Below are 19,909 nucleotides of genomic sequence, written 5' to 3'. Positions count from 1 at the left end.
GGGGTCCCTTTTCTCGAGTAGCACCCTGTCGGACGGACAAGCTCGCTCAATATAAGGCAATTGTTTGCTGAGTGCGTCAATTTCAAAGCTGCAGTATGTTCATCGACACGCAGGTATGTCTGCGCGCGATAACGGGAATGGGTGGTTTGTGCCTGAAACCGAAAGACTAGGTCTGCCCGCTGGGATCCGCGCCGCATTGTTCGACCTCGATGGCGTGTTGACCGACACCGCGAGCGTGCACAAGAAAGCATGGAAGGCGATGTTCGACGACTTCCTCCGTCGACGAGCGGAGCTCACCGGCGAGGCGTTCACACCGTTCGACGTGCAAAGTGACTACCTCACCTATGTCGACGGCAAGAAACGTGAGGACGGCGTGCGGTCGTTTCTGGCGAGTCGGAGCATCGAGATACCCGAGGGCGATCACGACGACCCGCCTCAGAACGAAACCGTCCACGCACTGGGCAACGCCAAAAACCAGATGTTCCAACAGATTCTGCGGACCGACGGGGTCGAGGTGTTCGAGGGTTCGCGCCGCTATCTCGAAGCGACCGCGAATGCGGGGCTGGGCATCGCGGTGGTGTCGTCCAGCGCCAATACCCGCGAGGTGCTCGACATGACTGGGCTGGCCGAATTCGTCCAACACCGGGTGGACGGTGTCGTGTTGCGCGAAGAGAACATCGCAGGAAAACCCGCGCCCGATTCGTTCCTGCGCGCAGCCGAGCTTCTCGCCGTGACACCCGAACAGGGTGCTGTGTACGAAGACGCGATCTCCGGGGTGGCGGCAGGACGGGCCGGAGGATTCGGCCTGGTTATCGGCGTCGATCGGGTAGGCCACGCAGAAGCGTTGCGGCACAACGGGGCCGACATCGTGGTCACCGACCTGGCGGAGCTGCTCACGTGAGCCTGCACGACGACGTCTACCCCGTCGAACCGTGGCAGATCCGCGAGCAATCGCTCGACCTCGACATGCTCGCACAGTCGGAGTCGTTGTTCGCGCTGTCCAACGGCCACATCGGCATGCGTGGAAATCTCGACGAAGGCGAACCACACGCTTTGCCCGGCACCTATCTCAATTCGTTCTACGAGGTTCGCCCCCTTCCGTACGCCGAGGCAGGATACGGCTGGCCCGAGGACGGGCAGACGGTCGTCAACGTCACCAACGGCAAGTTGATGCGCCTGTTGGTCGACGACGAACCGTTCGACGTGCGTTACGGCGAACTGCTCGACCACGAACGAGTTCTAAATTTTCGGACGGGCACCCTCAGACGCACCGCCTGCTGGTGTTCACCGGCAGGTAAGCGGATCAAAATCACTTCCACGCGGATCGTTTCACTGACCCAACGCAGCGTCGCGGCCATCGAGTACATCGTCGAGGCGCAGGACGAATTCGTCCGTGTCACGGCGCAATCGGAACTGGTGGCCAACGAGGAGTTGCCGCCGTCGACGAAGGACCCGCGGGTAGCGGCCGTCCTGGAAAGACCGTTGGAGCCGGTGCAGCACGAGCACTCCGAACACGGCGCGATCCTGCTGCACCGCACCCGTGGAAGCAACCTGATGATGGCCGCGGCCATCGACCACGACATCGAGGTTCCTGGTCGTGTCGAGGTGGACACGGGTGCCGGCAAGGACTGGGCCAACACGACGGTCATCTGCGGGCTGCGTCCCGGCCAGCGTCTGCGCATCGTCAAGTACCTCGCCTACGGCTGGTCCAGCCTGCGGTCGCGCCCGGCACTGCGCGACCAGGCGGCGGCGGCGCTCAGCAGCGCGCGCTACACCGGCTGGCAGGGTTTGCTCGATGCCCAGCGGGCCTACCTCGACGATTTCTGGGACGGTGCGGACGTCGAGGTGGAGGGCGACCCCGACTGTCAGCAGGCGGTACGGTTCGCCCTCTTCCACGTCCTGCAGGCCAGCGCGCGCGCCGAGCGCCGCGCGATCCCCGGCAAGGGGCTCACCGGAACAGGTTATGACGGCCACGCCTTCTGGGACACCGAGGGTTTCGTCCTGCCGCTGCTGACCTACACCCAACCCTCGGCGGCTGCGGACGCATTGCGTTGGCGCGCTTCGATTCTCCCGCTGGCCAAGGAGCGAGCGACGCTGCTGGATCTCGACGGCGCCGCCTACCCGTGGCGCACCATCCGCGGTGAGGAGTGCTCGGCTTACTGGCCGGCGGGCACCGCGGCCTTCCACGTCAACGCCGCCATCGCAATGGCGTTCGAGCGCTACCGCATTGTCACAGGGGACCATTCGCTCGAAGAGGAATGCGGGCTGACGGTGCTCATCGAGACCGCGCGGCTGTGGGCGTCGCTAGGTCACCACGACCGTCACGGGGTGTGGCACGTCGACGGGGTGACGGGACCCGACGAGTACACGGCCATCGTGCGCGACAACGTGTTCACCAACTTGATGGCGGCGGCGAACCTTCGGGCGGCCGCAGAGGCGTGTGCGCGCAATGTCGACGCCGCCCAGACAGCCGGGGTCACCACCGAAGAGATGGCGGTGTGGCGCCACGCAGCCGACTCGGTCCACATCCCGTTCGACGAGGAGCTGGGCGTGCATCAGCAGTGTGACGGTTTCACGACGCTGCGCGAGTGGGACTTTCACGCCAACACGATCTATCCACTGCTGATGAACGAGCCGTATGTTCGGCTCTACCCGGCGCAGGTGATCAAACAAGCGGACCTGGTGTTGGCGATGCACTGGCAGGGCCATGCGTTCACCGCCGAACAAAAGGCCCGCAACGTCGACTATTACGAACGACGAACCACACGGGATTCGTCGCTGTCGGCGTGTACACAGGCGGTGATGTGCGCCGACGTCGGTCATCTCGAACTCGCCCATGACTACGCCTACGAGGCGGCGATGATCGATCTGCGCGATCTCCACCACAACACCCGCGACGGCCTGCACATGGCGTCGCTCGGCGGTGCATGGGCCGCAATGGTCGCCGGATTCGGCGGGCTCCGTGACGATGAAGGGGTACTCGAGCTCAACCCCCGACTGCCCGACGGGATCTCTCGCCTTCGATTTCGATTGCGGTGGAGGAACTTTCGCCTCACTATCGATGCCGATCACGACGAGGTCACCTATACGCTGCGTGACGGCCCGGAGGGCGAACTGCTGATCCGCCACGGCGGCGAAGACCTGCATCTGGATTCCCGGCAGCCCACAACCGTTCCGGTTCGCCATTGCCGGCCGCTGCTGCCGACACCTCAGCAACCACCGGGGCGCGAGCCGGTGCGCCGGCGCCCGACGTAGGCCCTGCTAACCGATCTGCTTGTGACCGGGCAGACCGCCGGTCGCCTCGAACACCACGCGCTTGCCGATCTCGACGGCGTGGTCGGCGAACCGCTCGTAGTAGCGCCCCAGCAGCGCCACATCGACGGCCGAGCACACCCCGTCCTGCCACTTGTGGTCGATCAACAGCGTGAACAGGTGCCGGTGCTCGGCGTCGACGGCGTCATCCTCGTCGCGCAACCGCGCTGCCTTGTCGGGATCGCGCGACAGCAGCACCTCCTGTGCCGTCTTCGCCAGTTGCACCGCGCGCGCACCCATCTCGGCAAAGCTCGCGCGCCCGTCGGCAGGTAGCGCGCAATCCGGGTGCCGAAGCCGCGAGATGCCGGCCACGTGGGCCGCCAGCGCGCCCATCCGGTCGATGTCCGCGGCGATGTGGATGGAGCCGACCACCCTGCGTAGGTCACTGGCGACAGGTTGTTGCAGCGCGAGGATCCGCAGCGCCGCCTCCTCGGCTTGCCAGTTGAGCTCGATGATGTGCTCGTGGTCGGCGATGACCTGCTCCGCGAGCGAGAGATCCGCGCCGAGCAGTGCTTCCGTCGCCCGCTCGAGCGCACTGACCGCCAGCCCGCACATCTTGCCGAGATCGGCGCTCAGTGCGGTCATTGCTCTTGATAAGCGGTCCGCATCGGCGACTCCCCTCACTCGCAGGATGTGCGGTCGCGATAAGCGGGGGTTAGTTACCCGAATCGGCCGATTCTCAACCAGCCGAGGTGACGGGTTGGATCGGCAACCAGCGCAGCGCAGCGGGTGCGTGGGCCGGAACGACCGGGTTCTGCGGCGCGACGGGCGCCAACCGGCGGTACGGCTGTCCCTGTTCCGGCCGCAGGTCGGGCTCACCCTTGTTCGGCCACAGCGACGCCGCGCGCTCGGCCTGGGCGGTGATCGAAAGTGACGGATTGACACCGAGATTCGCCGAGATCGACGCACCATCGTGCACCGAAAGGGTCGGGTAGCCGTACACCCTGTGATACGGATCGATGACGCCGTGCTGCGCGTCGTCGCCGATGGCGGCGCCGCCGAGGAAGTGCGCGGTGAGGGGGATGTTGAACAACTCGCCCCAGGTGCCGCCCGCGACGCCGTCGATCTTCTCGGCGATCCGGCGGGTGACCCGATTCCCGACCGGAATCCACGTCGGGTTGGGCGCCCCGTGGCCCTGTTTGCTCAGATAGCGCCTGATGCCCAGCCTGTTGCGCTTGGTGAACGTGGTGATCGAATTGTCGAGGTGCTGCATGACCAGTGCGATCAACGTGCGTTCGCTCCACCGCCGGACGTTGAGCAACCGCACCGTGCCGCGAGGATCCTTGCGCGCGTTGATGAACAGCTGTTTCCACCGCGGCGTGTCGGTGCCCTCGGGGCCGTCGCCGTCGGTCATCAGCGTCTGCAGCAGGCCCATGGCGTTGGAGCCCTTGCCGTAGCGCACCGGCTCGATGTGGGTGTCGGAGGTGGGATGGAACGACGAGGTGATCGCCACGCCGTGCGTCAGGTTGAGGTCGTCGGACACCTCGAATCGTCCGGCGCCGACGATGGATTCGGAGTTGGTGCGGGTCAGCACACCCAGCTTGTCGGACAGGTTCGGCAACTTGCCCTTGTCGCGCATCTTGAACAGCAACCGCTGCGTGCCCCAGGTGCCGGCCGCCAGCACGACGTGCGACGCGGTGAAGGTCCGCTTCTGTTTGCGAACCCAGCGACCGGTCCGGACGGTGTGCACGTTCCACAGCCCGTCCGGGCGCTGCTCGAAGCCGGTGACGGTGGTCATCGGGTGGATCGTCGTGCCGAACTTCTCTGCCAGATACAGATAGTTCTTGACCAGCGTGTTCTTGGCGTTATGGCGGCAGCCGGTCATACATTCGCCGACCTCGATACATCCCCTGCGCGCCGGTCCGGCGCCGCCGAAGTACGGGTCGGGCACGGTCTCGCCGGGCGCTTTGGTGCCGTCCGGGCCGAAGAAGACGCCAACGGGCGTCGGCACGAACGAGTCGCCCACACCCATCTCCTCGGCGACCTGCTTGACCACGCGGTCGGCGTCGGTGAACGTCGGGTTGGTGACGACGCCGAGCATGCGCTGGGCCTGGTCGTAGTGCGGCATGAGCTCCGCGCGCCAGTCGGTGATGTCCTTCCACTGCGGGTCGTTGAAAAACGGGTCCGGCGGTACGTAGAGCGTGTTGGCGTAGTTCAGCGAGCCGCCCCCGACACCCGCGCCGGCCAGGATCATCACGTTGCGCAGCAGGTGAATCCGCTGGATGCCGTACATGCCCAATTGCGGCGCCCACAGGAACTTGCGCAGGTTCCACGAGGTCCTGGCGAAGTCCTCGTCGGCAAAGCGCCTGCCGGCCTCGAGCACACCGACGCGGTACCCCTTTTCGGTGAGCCGCAGCGCCGTGACGCTGCCGCCGAACCCCGAACCGATAACCAGGACGTCGTAGTCAGGTTCCATGCGTCCAGTATGGCGTTACCGAGGGGTAACTTTCCACGTCGGTCAGACCGCGACGGCGGTGCCGCAGATGCCGCACACCTCGAACTGACGACGGTTCCAACGCGCCACCGGAATGAAGAACAGCGAGAACTGCTTGAACTCGCGAACCCGCGACCACTGCGTGGTGTTGTGGCAGCGGGGGCAGGTCCTAACCTCCCCGGCACCGAGATGCTTCTGTTTGGTGCCGTAGCTGAAGAGGAAGAAGAACACCTCGTCCAGGGTAGGCGCGAAAACTCAGCTCCCGACGGTCAGGCCGACCTTCTGGAATTCCTTGAGGTCGCAGTAACCGGCCTTGGCCATGGAGCGCCGCAGCCCTCCGACCAGGTTCAACGAGCCGAACGGATCGTCGGAGGGACCGGTGAGGACCTGTTCCAACGACGGGCGCTCGCCCATTGCGACTTGCAGGAACGCACCCCGTGGCAGCGACGGATGCGCGGCGGCGGCCGGCCAGTACCAGCCTGCGCCCAGCGCTTCGGCCGAGGTCGCCAGCGGAGTTCCGAGCACCACCGCGTCCGCACCGCACGCGATGGCTTTCGCCAGATCGCCGGAGGTGTGCATGTCGCCGTCGGCCAGGACGTGGACGTAGCGTCCGCCGGTCTCGTCGAGGTACTCGCGGCGCGCGGCGGCGGCGTCGGCGATCGCGGTGGCCATCGGGACGCTGATCCCGAGCACCTCGTCGCTGGTGGTCACGCCGCTGGTCGAGCCGTAGCCGACGATGACGCCGGCCGCACCGGTGCGCATCAGATGCAGCGCGGTGCGGTGGTCGAGGACGCCGCCCGCGACGACCGGCACGTCGAGTTCGGAGATGAAGGTCTTGAGGTTCAGCGGTTCCCCGTTGGAGGCAACCCGCTCGGCGGAGATGATCGTGCCCTGAATGACCAACAGGTCGATTCCCGCGGCGAGCAGTGTCGGCGTCAGCGCGCGGGCGTTCTGCGGGCTGACGCGCACCGCGGTGGTCACGCCGGCCTCGCGGATGCGCGCCACGGACGCGCCGAGCAGATCCGGGTCCAGCGGGGCGGCGTGGAACTGCTGCAGCAGTCGGATCGCGGCCGAGGGCTCCGGTTCCTTCTCCGCCGCCTCGATCACCTGCGCGATCTTGGCTTCGACGTCGGCGTGCCTGCCGATCAGGCCTTCGCCGTTGAGCACGCCGAGCCCGCCGAGCCGACCGATCTCGATCGCGAACTCCGGCGACACCAGCGCATCGGTGGGGTGGGCCACCACCGGGATCTCGAATCGGTAGGCGTCCAGTTGCCAGGCCGTCGACACGTCCTGCGACGACCGGGTGCGCCGCGACGGCACGATGTTGACGTCGTCGAGTTCGTAGGTGCGGCGGGCGGTTCTGCCCATGCCGAGCTCAACCATGTCTCGCATGGCCAGTTTCTCCTGTCAGTACGTTCTGTTCCTCGCGCAAGCGCTCGTCAGCGGGTGTAGTAGTTCGGCGCCTCGACCGTCATCGTGATGTCGTGTGGGTGGCTCTCCTTGAGCCCCGCCGCGGTGATCTGCACGAACTGGGCCTGCTGCAACTGTTCGATGGTCGCCGATCCGGTGTACCCCATCGCCGCGCGCAGCCCGCCGGTGAGCTGGTGGATCACCGTCGCCAGCGGACCGCGGAACGGCACCCGGCCCTCGATGCCCTCGGGCACGAGCTTGTCCTCGCTGAGCACGTCGTCCTGGAAGTAGCGGTCCTTGGAGTAGGACCCGCGCAACGCCCCGGCCGCACCGCGGCCCTGCATGGCGCCGAGCGAGCCCATGCCGCGATAGCTCTTGAACTGCTTGCCGTTGACGAAGATCAGCTCACCGGGCGACTCGGCGGTGCCCGCGAGCAGCGAGCCCAGCATCGCGGTCGACGCACCCGCGGCCAGGGCCTTGGCGATGTCGCCGGAGTACTGCAGTCCGCCGTCGGCGATGACCGGCACACCATACGGACGACAGGCCGCTACAGATTCTAAGATCGCGGTGATCTGCGGTGCTCCCACACCGGCGACCACGCGGGTGGTGCAGATCGACCCCGGCCCGACCCCGACCTTCACGGCGTCGGCGCCGGCCTGCACCAGCGCAGCCGCTGCCGCACGCGTCGCGACGTTGCCGCCGATCACCTCGACCCGGTCTCCCACGGCGGCCTTGACCCGGCTGACCATGTCCAGCACGCCGCGGTTGTGCGCGTGCGCGGTGTCGACCACCAGCACGTCGACGCCCGCGTCCACCAGCGTCATCGCCCGCGTCCAGGCGTCGTCTCCGACACCGACCGCGGCCCCGACGAGCAGCCTGCCGTCCTTGTCCTTGGTCGACAGTGGGAACTGTTCGGTCTTGACGAAGTCCTTGACGGTGATCAACCCGGTCAGCTTGCCGTGCCCGTCGACGATCGGAAGCTTCTCGATCTTGTTGCGCCGCAACAGTCCTAGCGCCGCCTCGGCGGAGACGCCCTCCCGGGCGGTGATGAGCGGGGCCTTGGTCATCACCTCGGAGACCGGCTTGGACTGGTCCACCTCGAAGCGCATGTCGCGGTTGGTGATGATGCCGACCAGCTCGCCGGTGTCGTCGACGACGGGCAACCCGGAGATCCGGAATCGCGCGCACATCGCGTCGACCTCGGCCAGCGTGTTGTCCGGCGAGCAGGTGACCGGGTCGGTGACCATCCCCGCCTCGGACCGTTTGACCGTCTCGACCTGGCCGGCCTGCTCGGCCACCGGGAGGTTGCGGTGCAGCACGCCCATCCCGCCGGCGCGGGCCATCGCGATCGCCATGCGCGACTCGGTGACGGTGTCCATCGCGGAGCTCACCAACGGCACCTTGAGCCGGATCTTTCTCGTCAACTGGCTCGAAGTGTCGGCGGTCGCGGGCACCACATCGGAGGCGGCGGGCAGCAAAAGCACGTCGTCGAAGGTCAGGCCGAGCATGGCGACTTTCGTCGGGTCATCCCCACCGGTAGGCACCGGCACCGCGATGGGGATGCTGCTTTCGGCGATCGACATGGTGGGGGCCTCCAGATACAAACGCAGCCGAACACTGTCGTCGAGCTAAGAAACCATCCTATCGGCTAGCGGCCGGCATCCCGGTCTCACGTGCCACGACGCACATAACTATTGATACGTCGACGACGTCGGCGTGACGGCTAGCGTTATCCCCGCCCCGCTGCGTAGTGTGGACTCGTGCGTGACCACCTGCCACCGGGTTTGCCACCGGACCCGTTCGCCGACGACCCGTGCGACCCTTCGGCCGCCCTCGACGCGCTCGAGCCGGGCCAGCCGCTGGACCCGCAGGAGCGGACCGCGGTCGAGGCTGATCTCGCCGATCTGGCGGTATACGAGGCGCTTCTGGCGCACAGGGGCATCCGCGGACTGGTCGTGTGCTGCGACGAATGCCAGCAGGACCACTATCACGACTGGGACATGCTGCGCGCCAACCTGCTGCAACTGCTGGTCGACGGCACGGTGCGCCCGCACGAGCCCGCCTACGATCCCGAACCCGACGCCTATGTGACGTGGGATTACTGCCGCGGCTACGCCGATGCCTCGCTCAACGAGGCGACGTCGGAATCCGACGGCTATCGCTGACTAGCTCGGTTCCTCGACCGCATCCGGGACGGTCACCGTCGTAGCGGCCGTTCTCGGCGCGGGCGCCTGCACAGTCGATTGCTGTGACGTCGGCGCGGCCGTCGGTACCTCATCCTCCTGCTGCTCGACCACGGAAGTGCTCGGAGTCGGCAGCGGTGTATCCGCCGTCGGCGTCGGCCGTGGCGTGGCCGACGGGGTCGGCTGCGCCGTCGGTGTCGGCAGCGCCGTCGGCGAGTTCGGAGCCGACGTCGGCTGCGGCGTGGCACTCACTGTCGGCGGCGGAGTGCCGGGCACCGACGTGGGTAACGGTGCGCCCGGCGCAGCCGTCGTCGAAGGCGACGGGGATGGCGAGGGCCTCCCGGATGGCGACGTCGACGGTGTCGTCGGCGCGGACGCCGAGGGAGTGGTCGGGCTGGTCGGCGCGGACGTCTCGGAGGTGCTGGTCGGCTCAGAGGTGCCCGGCGGCACAGTCGTCTCCGACGAGGTCGCGCCGTCGCTCGGAATCACCACGACCTCGGGGAAGGTCGGCGGCGGCGCATTCGGCGGCAGGGTCGCCGCGGGGTCCTGGGCCTCGACCTTGACCGTCAGCTCCTGCCACTGCGTGACCAACTCTTCTTTGCGCACGGTGTCGTTCACCGTCGCCACGGTCGTGGTCAACGTCTCGAGCTTGTCCTGGGCGGCTTGCCACTGACCGTCGTCGATCAGCTGCTGCACCTCGGCCATCTGCGTCTGCGCGGCCAGGACGACTGCGTCGTCGCGGGTGTCCTGTTGCTCGCCGAAGAGCATGGTGCGCAGGCCGTACAGCGAGTCACCCGGTCCGGAGCCTGCGACCACCGCGCCGAAGCCGCCGATGCACAACACCGCCGCCGCGGCCGACCCGACGACCGCCAGCGACGTCCGCGTACGCCGTCGCGTTGCCGCGGCCCGGTCGAGCGCCAGCACCGCGTCGCGCGGTGTGACCGTCGCGGTCAGAGGTGCGTTGCGGACCTCGTCGCGCCAGCCCTCCAGCAGCTGAGCCAGTTCCGCTTCACTGGGATCGGTCGAGTACACCGGCTGCGCGGTGGCCAGCGCATCGAGGAACCGATCGGTGCGGTTGATCTCGTTGAGCGAGGGATCTCCCCCGTTGGAAGTCCAGCGTCCGAAGTCAGGCATAGTCACGCCCCGTCGCGACGATCTCGGACTTCAGTCGCGCCAGCGCACGGTGCTGGGCGACGCGGACCGCGCCCGGCGTGCTGCCGACCGCCTCTGCGGTCTCCTCGGCGCTCATCCCGACGACGATGCGCAGGATCAAGATCTCGCGCTGCTTCTCGGGAAGCACCGCCAGGAGCTTCTTCATGCGTGCCGACGCCTCGGCATCGAGCGCCATCTGCTCGGGTCCGGCGTCCAGCGAGTATCGCTCCGGCACGACATCGGTCGGGTCGGATCGATTCCTGGCTGCTGCGCGATGCGCGTCAGCAACCTTGTGGGCGGCAATGCCGTACACGAAGGCCAGGAACGGTCGTCCCTGATCCTTGTAACGCGGCAGCGCCGTGATGGCGGCCAAGCAAACCTCCTGCGCAACGTCGTCGGCTGAGAGGCCACTGCGCTCTGTCGCCCCTACCCTCGCCCGGCAGTACCGAACGACGATCGGACGAATGGTCTCCAGTACCTCCCGGAGCGCGTCTCGGTTCCCTGCCACGGCCTCAGCAACGACAGCATCGAGACGTTCTCCCGAAAATGTCATCGTGGGCGATCTCTCCAACGTTACGAACAGGACCGGATCCGGTAGGCCGGTCAGCTAAACAATAACTTTCACTTCCGTGTGGACCCGGTTACCGCACCGACCACACGCCGCCCCGCCGACGCACTGTATCGGCACACCGGTCGCGGATCGCCACCATGTCGAGTGCCGGATGCGCGCCGCTGCCGATGTCGGCCAGCAAGCAGGCCAACGCCCATTGCAGCGGAACCATTCCGAAGCGCTGCGTTTCGTCGAGCGCCGCGTCGGCCACCGACCGGGCGGCGGCCAGGTCACCCGCGCTGCACCAAGCGGCGGCGAGCACGACCGAGGACTTCACCTCGTGGCGCACCGAGCCGAAGGCAGCGGCGTCGTCGACGGCGCGTTCGGCGTGACCCACGGCCGCCCGGCCGCGGCCCTGCGCCATGGCCAATTCGGCCGACACCCACCCCAGCCGAACCCGCAGTCTCGGCGGCGCCGGATCAGACATCAGGTCGGCGGAACGGGCCAGCGCGCGCGCCGACGCCTCGAACCGGCCGACTCCCAGCGCGTCGGCGGCCAGACCGATCAAGGCATCGGCAGCCGCCTCGGTATCCGATCCGGCAAGCGCCATCGCCCGACCATCCCATCGCCGCGCCCGAGCGTGCCAGCCGAGCTGACGCAGGAACGACGCCTCAGTGCTGTGAGCCAATGATCGTTCGGGTCCTGCGGCCAAGAAGAGCTTGGCCAGTTCGACACGCGCGCTGGCATAGCGGCCCTGTCCGCCCGCCGCGACGGCGCGCAGCCACAGCTCGCGCGCGGTGGCGCCGGCGGGCAACGGCCAGCGGCCGGGATCGTCGCCGAATGCAGCTGCGGCCAGAACGGTCTCTGCGGACATCGAGTCGCGACCGTATCAATTGCGGCGACGCGCTGGTTAACAATTGGTACTCGCGATGTTACTTCCGTGTAAGCGGGCGGAGTTTGCCCGCGAACGGGTAATTGAGGCGAACTGGAAAAATGGGTCCCGCGGTCCACCGCGATCGGTCCGTTTAGCACCGTTCTCGTTGTCTGTGCGTCGCAATGATGAACGTGACGTAAATTCTCGGCCTGCGCTTATGTCAATAAGCACATGTGCAAGCTATTGACGAGATTTCGTGAGCGCCCATACTTTGTCTCCACGAGTGGTCATCGGCGACTTGAGCTCGAATCGGTTTTGAACTCACTCATCCGTTCGTTTCCGAAATGGATGTGCAGAGAGGGGTTTCCAATGCCACAACCGCAGCAACTGCCCGGACCCAATGCTGACATTTGGGACTGGCAGATGGCCGGGCTCTGTCGAGGCGAAGATTCCTCCATGTTCTTTCATCCCGACGGGGAGCGCGGCCGCGCCCGCACGCAACGCGAGATGCGCGCCAAAGAGATGTGCCGTAAGTGCCCGGTGATCGCTCAGTGCCGCGCACACGCCCTCGCCGTCGGTGAGCCCTACGGCATCTGGGGCGGGTTGTCCGAGTCGGAGCGCGAACTGTTGCTGAAGCGCGGTATCCGGCGCGCCTCTTGACGGGTGCGGGCGCCTACCCGCGGTCAGCAAGCGTGTGGAGCACCGAATCGGTTGTCGCCCAGTCCATGCACTTGTCGGTCACCGACTGCCCGTAGGTCAGGGGACGGGCTTCGGGGGCCTGTGCACCGGCGACGAGGAAACTCTCGAGCATCACCCCGCTGACCGGTAAGCCGCCGCGCACCAGCTGCGCGACGTCCGCGGCGACTTGGGCCTGGCGGACGTGATCTTTTCCGGAATTGGCGTGGCTGCAGTCGATTACGACGCGGCCGGGCAACCCGGCCGCGGTCAGCTTGGCCGCGGTCGTCCGGATGGCTTCGGCGTCGCAGTTCGGCCCATTGGTGCCGCCCCGCAGGATGACGTGGCAGTCCTCGTTGCCCGCCGTATTGACCAACGCACCGCGCCCGAGATCGTCCATGCCGAAGAAGACGTGCGGTGCGGCGGCGGCCTTGACCCCGTCGACGGCGACCTGGATGTTGCCGTCGGTGCCGTTCTTGAAGCCGACGGGCATCGACAACCCGGATGCCAGTTGTCGGTGCACCTGGGATTCGGTGGTCCTGGCGCCGATCGCACCCCACGCGACGGCGTCGGCGATGTACTGCGGACTGGTCGGCTCGAGGAACTCACACCCGACCGGCAGGCCGATGTCGACGATGTCGAGCAGCAGGTGACGGGCGATGCGCAGACCGCGGGCGACGTCGAAGGTGCCGTCCATGCCGGGATCGTTGATCAGGCCCTTCCAGCCGATCGTGGTGCGCGGCTTCTCGAAGTACACCCGCATCACGACCTTGAGGCGGTCGCTGAGCTTGTCGGCCACCTTGGCCAGCCGGCTGGCGTAGTCGAGTGCCGCCGACGGGTCGTGCACCGAGCACGGGCCCACGACGACGAGCAGCCGGTCGTCGCGGCCAGCGAGGATGTCGGCGATCTCCTCCCGGTCGCGCACCACCCGCTCGGCGCGCCGGGCTCCCAACGGGAACTCGGTGAGCACCTCGTGCGGGCTGGGGATCTCGCTGAAACCGCGGACCCGCCGGTCCGAGGTGGCGGGCGGGGTGGCGGTCTGCGCCAGATTCATGTTCGGGTGCCTTTCTGGAGAGATTGTGGGCGCCCGGTGAAAGCCCAGGGCCCTTGAATGACGAAAGGCAGCGACCTGGTGGTCACTGCCTGGGCTCCGGGTGGATGCGTCGCTTAGCGCTGCGCTCTATCGGCTCCGCCCGGAGCCTCGATAAAGCGCCAATAGCCGGCGCGCGTCACGATGTTCACGCCGACCAGGATATACGGAGGGCGAAGGTGGGCCAAATTCGATGCTGCTCGAATCCGCGCGTTGTTAGCGGCGGGGCAGCCACGAACCGTCGCGCATCACTGTATGAACACCTAGATTGTTGTCCAGCACAACACAATTGGCGTCTCTGCCGGCGCGTAGGCTGCCGACATGGTCGAGCTTCAACGCACTGGCGGGGGTGGTCGCCGTCATCCGCACCGCGTTGGCCAGCGCCTCGTCGGAGCCGCCGAGTTGGCCGACCACGGTCCGGAAAAGCTGATCCATGGTCGCCGTGCTGCCGGCGATGGTCGGCCTCCCGCGCACGCGGGCGACGCGCTCGGTGACCTCCACCTCGACTGCGCCGATCCGAAACGAGCCGTCCGGCAGTCCGGCCGCCGCCATCGCGTCGGTGATCAACGCGACCCGTCGAGGCCCGGCCGCCTCGATGATCTGCCGCACGAGCGCGGGATGGAGATGTACGCCGTCGGCGATGAGCTCGAGAGTGATTCGCGGGTCTTCTAACAGCGCCAACGCCGGCCCCGGGTCGCGATGGTGAAGCGGCCGCATCGCGTTGAACACATGGGTGCCGACGGTCGCGCCCGATTGGATCGCACGCTTGGCGTCGTCGTAACTGGCGTCTGTATGGCCGACGGCGACGACCACACCGGCGTCCGCGATGCGGGTAATGGCGTCCAAACTGCCCGGCAGTTCCGGCGCCAGCGTGACCATCCGGATAGTGCCGTCTGCGGCGTCAAGCAGAGCATCGATCTCGGCGGGGTCGGGGTTGCGCATCAGAGTCGAGTCGTGGGCACCGCATCGCACCGCGCTGAGCCAGGGGCCTTCCAGGTGCACGCCCGCGACGGTTTTCTGTCGAGTCACCTCGGTGAGCACCCGCACTTGGCGCAGAAGGTCGTCGGGTGAGGCGGTAACCAGGCTGGCCACCGTCGTGGTGGTGCCGTGGCGCAGGTGGAACTCGGCGGCCTGTTCGATCTCTGAGCTGACGCCGTCGGTGTAGGACGCACCGCCGCCGCCGTGCACGTGCATGTCGACGAACCCGGGCACCACGACGTGATCCGGGAAGTCGTGGTCGGGCGGTCGAGGCGCCGGGCCCGGTGCGCAATCGATGATTCGACCGGCTGCTGTAGCCAACCAACCCGGTTTGCAGACCCGGTCTTCCAAGACCATGGTCCCCGCGGCGATGAGCGTCACTTCAACATGCCGGCATCCTCGGGCGCCTCGCCGGCTTCATCGGGCCAGCGCCCGCCGTTCTCCCAGAAATGCCGGATCTCCTCGAGCGGGCGCCCCTTGGTTTCCGGCGCGAATCGATAGACGAACACGAGGGCTGCCAGCGCGAAAACGCCGAACAGCGCAAACGTTCCGCCACCACCCAGCGAATTGAGCATCGTCAGGAAGAAGGCGGCGATGATGGCATTGGCCACTAAATCGGAGGTGAGCATCGCACTCGAACCCGTCGACCGGAGCCGGGTAGGAAAGCTTTCACCGGCGTATACCCAGACCAACGCGCCGAAGCCGAAGGTGAACCCGATCGTGAACAACAGCACGCCGAGGAACCCGACCGCGGTGAGCGCACCACCGAACTCCGTGCCCGCAACAAAAACGCCGATCAGCATGGCGTTAGCGGCGACCATCATCGCGATGCCGCCCAGCAGTATCGGTCGTCGACCTACCCGGTCGACCAGCATGAGCGAGACGAACACCGCTACTAGGGCGGCGACCTGGATCAGCGCTGGAAGTATCAGCAGCGCGAAGTACCCTTCGAAGCCCATGGCCTCGAACAGTCTCGGGCTGTAGTAGACGATCGCGTTGATGCCGGTGATCTGGATGAAGAAACCGAGCACCACGACGAAAACCGTGGCGCGAAGGTAGGGCCGCCGGAGCATCTCGCGCACCGCGCCGCCGGTTTCCTCCTTGAGCGCGCGCCTGATTTCGGCGAGTTCGGCCTCGACGTCGGCGCTCGGCTCGACCCGGCGCAAGGTTTGCCGGGCCTCCTCGACCCGGCCCTTGAGCATGTACCACCGCGCAGTGTCCGGCATCCACAGCAGTAGCAACGTCACGAGCACTGCCGGTATCGCGGCCAGGCCGAGCATCCACCGCCAACTGCCCGAGCTGGCCAGGAAGTACGCGACCAGGTAACCGATGATGATGCCGACGACCGTGGCCACCTGGTAGGCGACCAACAGCGAACCGCGGACCTTCGCCGGTGCTGACTCGGCGACGAACACCGGCACGACCACCACCGACACACCGATGGTGAGGCCAAGCAGAAAACGCGACAGCAGCAGCATGGGCACCGACACCGACAACGCGCTGAGAAGCGCGAAGGCCGCGTACGCGACGGCGACGAGCACCATCGACTTCTTGCGCCCGATCGCGTTGGCGAGCATCCCGCCGCCGACCGCCCCGGCGATCTGGCCGATGACTATCGCCGTGGTTACCAATTCCTGCTGCCGAGTGGTCAAGCCGAACTCGTCGGTGATGAACAGAAGCGCACCGGCGATGTTGGAAAGGTCGTAGCCGTAGATGACACCGACACTGGCCGCCGCGATGGCTACCAGCAGTCCCAGTCGCGGGGATCGCCGGATAGCAGTGTTGCCCACGTTGATCCTCTCGCCGGTGGAGAAAAATTCTAAGGAAACGGCTGGACCGGCAACGGCAGGCGCGCCGCCTTTCCCTTCGACGCCCGACCCAACGTCGAGCATGCATTGGTTGCGAAGAATCAACGAATTTGTCGCAGTGGCCGCACGCTCGACGACTTGAAACATGTCTCTACCGGTGCTAGATGTGAGCCACCTCAACCGAGACGATTCATGGTTGAGTCGAGCCCGAATACCTGCGTCCTGGCGGACTTCCCTTTCAACGCGTGTGCGCCGCGGTCGAGGAGCCCAAAAGGTCGACGATCTAGGCCGTCGACGGTCTGGCTGGTGAGAAGTATCGGATCGCCGGTGGTCTTCGTGAGCTGTTCGACGCGGGCCGCGACGTTGACAGTGTCGCCGATCAGGGTGAACTCCAGTTTGCTGCCCCCGCCAATGGTCCCGGCGATCACCACTCCGGTATTGATCCCGATACCGATGCGCAGATCGCCCGCGAATCGGTCGGTGACCAGACGGTGAATCAACACAGCCGCGGTCACCGCGGCGTCAGCATGATTCGCGAGATCGTTCGGAGCGCCGAACACTGCCAGTGCGCCGTCGCCAAGGAACTTGTTCACGTGCCCACCGGCGTCGACCACCGCGGGTACCACGATCTCGAACAGCGCATTGAGTCGGGCGACGATGTCCTCTGCGGGACTCGCCTCAGCGAATGGTGTGAAGTCGCGGATGTCGACGAACATCACCGTCACCTCGCGCCGCTCACCGGTGAACACATCGTCACCCTGCTCGAGCAACCGCGCCGCCAGCGACGGATCGACGTAGGTACCGAAAGCAGACTGAAGTCGTTGCCGCTCGGCCAAACCCGCCTGCATCCGATTGAACGACGCCGCCAATGCACCGAGATCATCGTCCTGTACCACGGGAAGGCGCTGGCCGTAGTCACCGGCGGCAACACGTTTTGTTCCCTCGGCGAGGTCACGAATGGGACGGAGGGAGGGGACAAAGACAGCGCCGACAGTGGCGGGCGCTGCAGACAAGAGCGTGAATGCACCCGCGATGAGGAAGGCGAGAACCGGCGCCTCCTGAACGTGATCGACAGCGGCTGACACCAACGCACCGCCCACGGTGAACGCGAACATAGCAGCAATCATCGAGATGCTCGACCACGCGGCGAAACTCGGACGGGTCCTCGGCAGGGCATCCCCAATCTCGCTTGCGCCGGCGAGGTGAAGTCTTGCCGGTCTCATCGCAGCTTCAGCGAAACTGTGCACCCCAATCAGTGCGATCGCGATACCGATTGTGGCCCCCAGAATCGAATACTGGACGAGCCTCGACCCGTCAGCCCCCGCGATCACACCGACAAAAGCCGCGAGGAGGGCGACTATAAGCGCACCGCTAACTACTGCACGGGCGACTGCTTCTCGGCCCCAGGTGTAGGTGGCTCGCAAAACCTCTGCGCGCTCGGTTGTTTTGCCAGCTGCCCACCGTTCCATGAGCCGAATATGTCCAACCCCGGGAAGTACCCATACGTATACGAGTGCCAGCACCGCCATCACCGTCACGATTGCCGCCTCGACGTGTTTATCGCTGCCTTCCAACGAAACGATGCAGAACGATAAAACGAGGTTGGTCGGCAGCAACACCGTGAAGCTGATCGTCAAGAAGGCCCACCAATACCGCGGCCCGTACCGATCCCATGCCCACTGAAAAATGCGGTCCATGGCAAAACAAAACACCCCCGGCCTGGTGACCGGGGGTGTTTCGTATTACTGCTCAGTGATGGTGGTGACCGTGGCCGTGGCCGTGGCCGTCGTCCTCCGGCTCCTCGGGCTTGTCGACCACCGCGGTCTCGGTCGTCAGCACCATGCGGGCCACCGAGGCAGCGTTGAGCACCGCCGAACGCGTGACCTTGACCGGGTCGACGACGCCGTCGGCCGCCAGATCACCGAAGGTGAGTGTCGCGGCGTTGAAGCCTTGTCCCGCAGGCAGATCCGCGACCTTGTTTACCACGACCGCGCCGTCCAGCCCGGCATTGGTGGCGATCCAGTACAGCGGGGAACCGAGGGCGCGCGCGAACAACTCGACACCGAGACGCTCGTCGCCGGACAGGCTGTCACGCAGCTTCTCCAGCGCGCCGCGCGTCTGGAGCAGCGCCGCACCGCCACCGGCGATGACACCCTCTTCGACAGCGGCCTTGGCCGCCGCGACCGCATCCTCGACGGCTTCCTTACGCTTCTTCAGGTCGGTCTCGGTCGCCGCACCCACCTGGATGACGGCAACGCCGCCGGCCAGCTTGGCCAGCCGCTCCTCGAGCTTCTCGCGATCCCAGTCGGAATCGGAGGCCTCGATCTCGGAGCGCAGCTGCGCTTTTCGCGCCTCGATGGCCTCCTTGGTGCCGCCACCTTCGACGATCGTGGTGCTGTCCTTGTCCACCACGACGCGCCGAGCGGTGCCCAGCACCTCGAGACCCACCTCGCGCAGTACCAGGCCGACGTCCGGGTTGACGACCTGGCCGCCGGTGACGATGGCGAGGTCGTCGAGGAACGCCTTGCGGCGGTCGCCGAAGAACGGCGCCTTGACCGCAACGGCCTTCAAGGTCTTGCGGATGGCATTGACCACCAGCGTCGAGAGCGGCTCACCCTCAACGTCTTCGGCGACGATCAGCAGCGGCTTACCCGCCTCGGCGACCTTCTCCAGCAGCGGAAGCAGGTCGGGCAGCGAGCTGATCTTCTCCCGGTGCAACAGCACCAGCGCGTCCTCGAGCACCGCCTCCTGGGCGTCGAAGTCGGTGACGAAGTACGCCGAAAGGTAGCCCTTGTCGAAGCCGACGCCGTCGGTCATCTCCAGGTAGGTCTCCAGCGTGGAGGATTCCTCGACGGACACGACGCCGTCGGCGCCGACCTTCGTCATCGCCTCACCGACCAGCTCGCCAACCGTCTCGTCACGAGACGAGACCGTCGCGACCTGGGCGATGGCGTTCTTCTCCGAGACCGGCGTCGCCGCGGCCAGCAAGGCCTCCGACACGGCGTCGGCGGCCTTGGCGATGCCCGCGCCGAGCGCGATCGGGTTGGCGCCGGCGGCGACGTTGCGCAGCCCGCCCTTGACCAGGGCCTGCGCCAGCACAGTCGCGGTGGTGGTGCCGTCGCCGGTGACGTCGTTGGTCTTGGTGGCGACCGACTTGAGCAGCTGGGCCCCGAGGTTTTCGAACGGGTCCTCCAGGTCGATCTCACGGGCGATCGTCACACCGTCGTTGGTGATGGTCGGCCCGCCCCACGACTTGGCCAACACCACGTTCCTGCCGCGCGGCCCAAGGGTCACCCGCACCGCGTCGGCCAGCTTGTCCACGCCGGCTTCCATTGCGCGGCGCGCAGTTTCGTTGAACTCAATCTGCTTACTCATAGGTGTCTTTCTTTGAGTCGCAATTCGCTATAGACGCATGCCGCCCCGGAAATCACCCGTGAGACGGG

General features: G+C 66.5%; 16 protein-coding genes and 1 pseudogene. 4 read left to right on the top strand and 13 right to left on the bottom strand.

The features are described from left to right. Positions 1-148: 148 nt before the first annotated feature. Positions 149-901, top strand: coding sequence for a beta-phosphoglucomutase family hydrolase (locus CEX87_RS02760; protein WP_233151258.1), 753 nt, complete (start codon positions 149-151; stop codon positions 899-901). A gap of 2 nt (positions 902-903) precedes the next feature. Continuing rightward, positions 904-3,255: a glycoside hydrolase family 65 protein gene (locus CEX87_RS02755; protein WP_064425260.1), complete on the top strand. Its 2,352-nt coding sequence runs from the start codon at positions 904-906 to the stop codon at positions 3,253-3,255. A gap of 6 nt (positions 3,256-3,261) precedes the next feature. Here CEX87_RS02755 and phoU read toward each other — a convergent pair. From phoU to guaB, 5 genes and pseudogenes are all read right to left on the bottom strand, one after another. Continuing rightward, positions 3,262-3,920, bottom strand: a pseudogene (phoU, locus tag CEX87_RS02750) (phosphate signaling complex protein PhoU). Positions 3,921-3,991: 71 nt separating this feature from the next. Next, positions 3,992-5,728, bottom strand: coding sequence for a GMC oxidoreductase (locus tag CEX87_RS02745; protein ID WP_094285888.1), 1,737 nt, complete (start codon positions 5,726-5,728; stop codon positions 3,992-3,994). Between the two features lie 42 nt (positions 5,729-5,770). Next, positions 5,771-5,977 (bottom strand): zinc-ribbon domain-containing protein, encoded by a 207-nt coding sequence (locus CEX87_RS02740; protein ID WP_064394280.1) that lies wholly within the window; start codon positions 5,975-5,977, stop codon positions 5,771-5,773. 24 nt (positions 5,978-6,001) lie between these two features. Beyond that, positions 6,002-7,129, bottom strand: a complete 1,128-nt coding sequence (locus CEX87_RS02735; protein WP_174522725.1) for a GuaB3 family IMP dehydrogenase-related protein — start codon at positions 7,127-7,129, stop codon at positions 6,002-6,004. Between the two features lie 56 nt (positions 7,130-7,185). Beyond that, positions 7,186-8,739 carry an IMP dehydrogenase gene (gene guaB, locus CEX87_RS02730; protein WP_064394282.1) on the bottom strand — a complete coding sequence of 518 codons (1,554 nt, stop codon included), beginning with the start codon at positions 8,737-8,739 and terminating at the stop codon, positions 7,186-7,188. 177 nt (positions 8,740-8,916) lie between these two features. On the opposite strand from guaB, the gene CEX87_RS02725 reads away from it, so the two are divergent. After that, on the top strand, positions 8,917-9,321 hold the full coding sequence (locus CEX87_RS02725; protein ID WP_064345682.1) for a DUF5319 domain-containing protein: 405 nt from the start codon (positions 8,917-8,919) through the stop codon (positions 9,319-9,321). Here the strand turns inward: CEX87_RS02725 and CEX87_RS02720 are convergent, their stop codons facing one another. The 3 genes from CEX87_RS02720 to CEX87_RS02710 all read right to left on the bottom strand — a co-directional run bounded on the left by CEX87_RS02720 (position 9,322) and on the right by CEX87_RS02710 (position 11,915). Continuing rightward, positions 9,322-10,473 (bottom strand): anti-sigma-D factor RsdA, encoded by a 1,152-nt coding sequence (locus tag CEX87_RS02720; RefSeq protein ID WP_064394283.1) that lies wholly within the window; start codon positions 10,471-10,473, stop codon positions 9,322-9,324. Further along, complete coding sequence (locus CEX87_RS02715) at positions 10,466-11,044, bottom strand: sigma-70 family RNA polymerase sigma factor (RefSeq protein WP_064394284.1); 579 nt, start codon at positions 11,042-11,044, stop codon at positions 10,466-10,468. Before CEX87_RS02715 ends, CEX87_RS02720 begins: the two co-directional genes overlap by 8 nt. An 88-nt stretch (positions 11,045-11,132) precedes the next feature. Next, positions 11,133-11,915 (bottom strand): hypothetical protein, encoded by a 783-nt coding sequence (locus tag CEX87_RS02710; protein WP_094285886.1) that lies wholly within the window; start codon positions 11,913-11,915, stop codon positions 11,133-11,135. Positions 11,916-12,284: 369 nt separating this feature from the next. Between CEX87_RS02710 and CEX87_RS02705 the strand changes: the two genes are divergently transcribed. Then, positions 12,285-12,575: a WhiB family transcriptional regulator gene (locus CEX87_RS02705; protein WP_066810486.1), complete on the top strand. Its 291-nt coding sequence runs from the start codon at positions 12,285-12,287 to the stop codon at positions 12,573-12,575. Between the two features lie 13 nt (positions 12,576-12,588). Here the strand turns inward: CEX87_RS02705 and CEX87_RS02700 are convergent, their stop codons facing one another. From CEX87_RS02700 to groL, 5 genes are all read right to left on the bottom strand, one after another. Further along, positions 12,589-13,644 carry a 3-deoxy-7-phosphoheptulonate synthase gene (locus tag CEX87_RS02700; RefSeq protein WP_066810488.1) on the bottom strand — a complete coding sequence of 352 codons (1,056 nt, stop codon included), beginning with the start codon at positions 13,642-13,644 and terminating at the stop codon, positions 12,589-12,591. A 252-nt stretch (positions 13,645-13,896) separates the two neighbouring features. After that, positions 13,897-15,039 carry an N-acetylglucosamine-6-phosphate deacetylase gene (gene nagA / locus CEX87_RS02695; protein WP_064419456.1) on the bottom strand — a complete coding sequence of 381 codons (1,143 nt, stop codon included), beginning with the start codon at positions 15,037-15,039 and terminating at the stop codon, positions 13,897-13,899. Then, positions 15,036-16,433 (bottom strand): sugar porter family MFS transporter, encoded by a 1,398-nt coding sequence (locus CEX87_RS02690; RefSeq protein ID WP_064394327.1) that lies wholly within the window; start codon positions 16,431-16,433, stop codon positions 15,036-15,038. The genes nagA and CEX87_RS02690 overlap by 4 nt, the downstream gene beginning before the upstream one ends. Before the next feature lie 209 nt (positions 16,434-16,642). After that, entirely contained in the window at positions 16,643-18,163 is a 1,521-nt protein-coding gene (locus CEX87_RS02685) for an adenylate/guanylate cyclase domain-containing protein (RefSeq protein WP_066810493.1), read from the bottom strand. A gap of 52 nt (positions 18,164-18,215) precedes the next feature. Continuing rightward, complete coding sequence (groL, locus tag CEX87_RS02680) at positions 18,216-19,841, bottom strand: chaperonin GroEL (protein ID WP_064394290.1); 1,626 nt, start codon at positions 19,839-19,841, stop codon at positions 18,216-18,218. Between the last annotated feature and the right edge of the window lie 68 nt (positions 19,842-19,909).

It is taken from the genome of Mycobacterium lehmannii, from assembly GCF_002245535.1.
In the GTDB taxonomy this organism is placed as follows: Bacteria; Actinomycetota; Actinomycetes; order Mycobacteriales; family Mycobacteriaceae; genus Mycobacterium; species Mycobacterium lehmannii.
The sequence above is the reverse complement of the archived record's forward strand: the minus strand, read 5'-3'. Positions and strand labels throughout refer to the sequence as shown.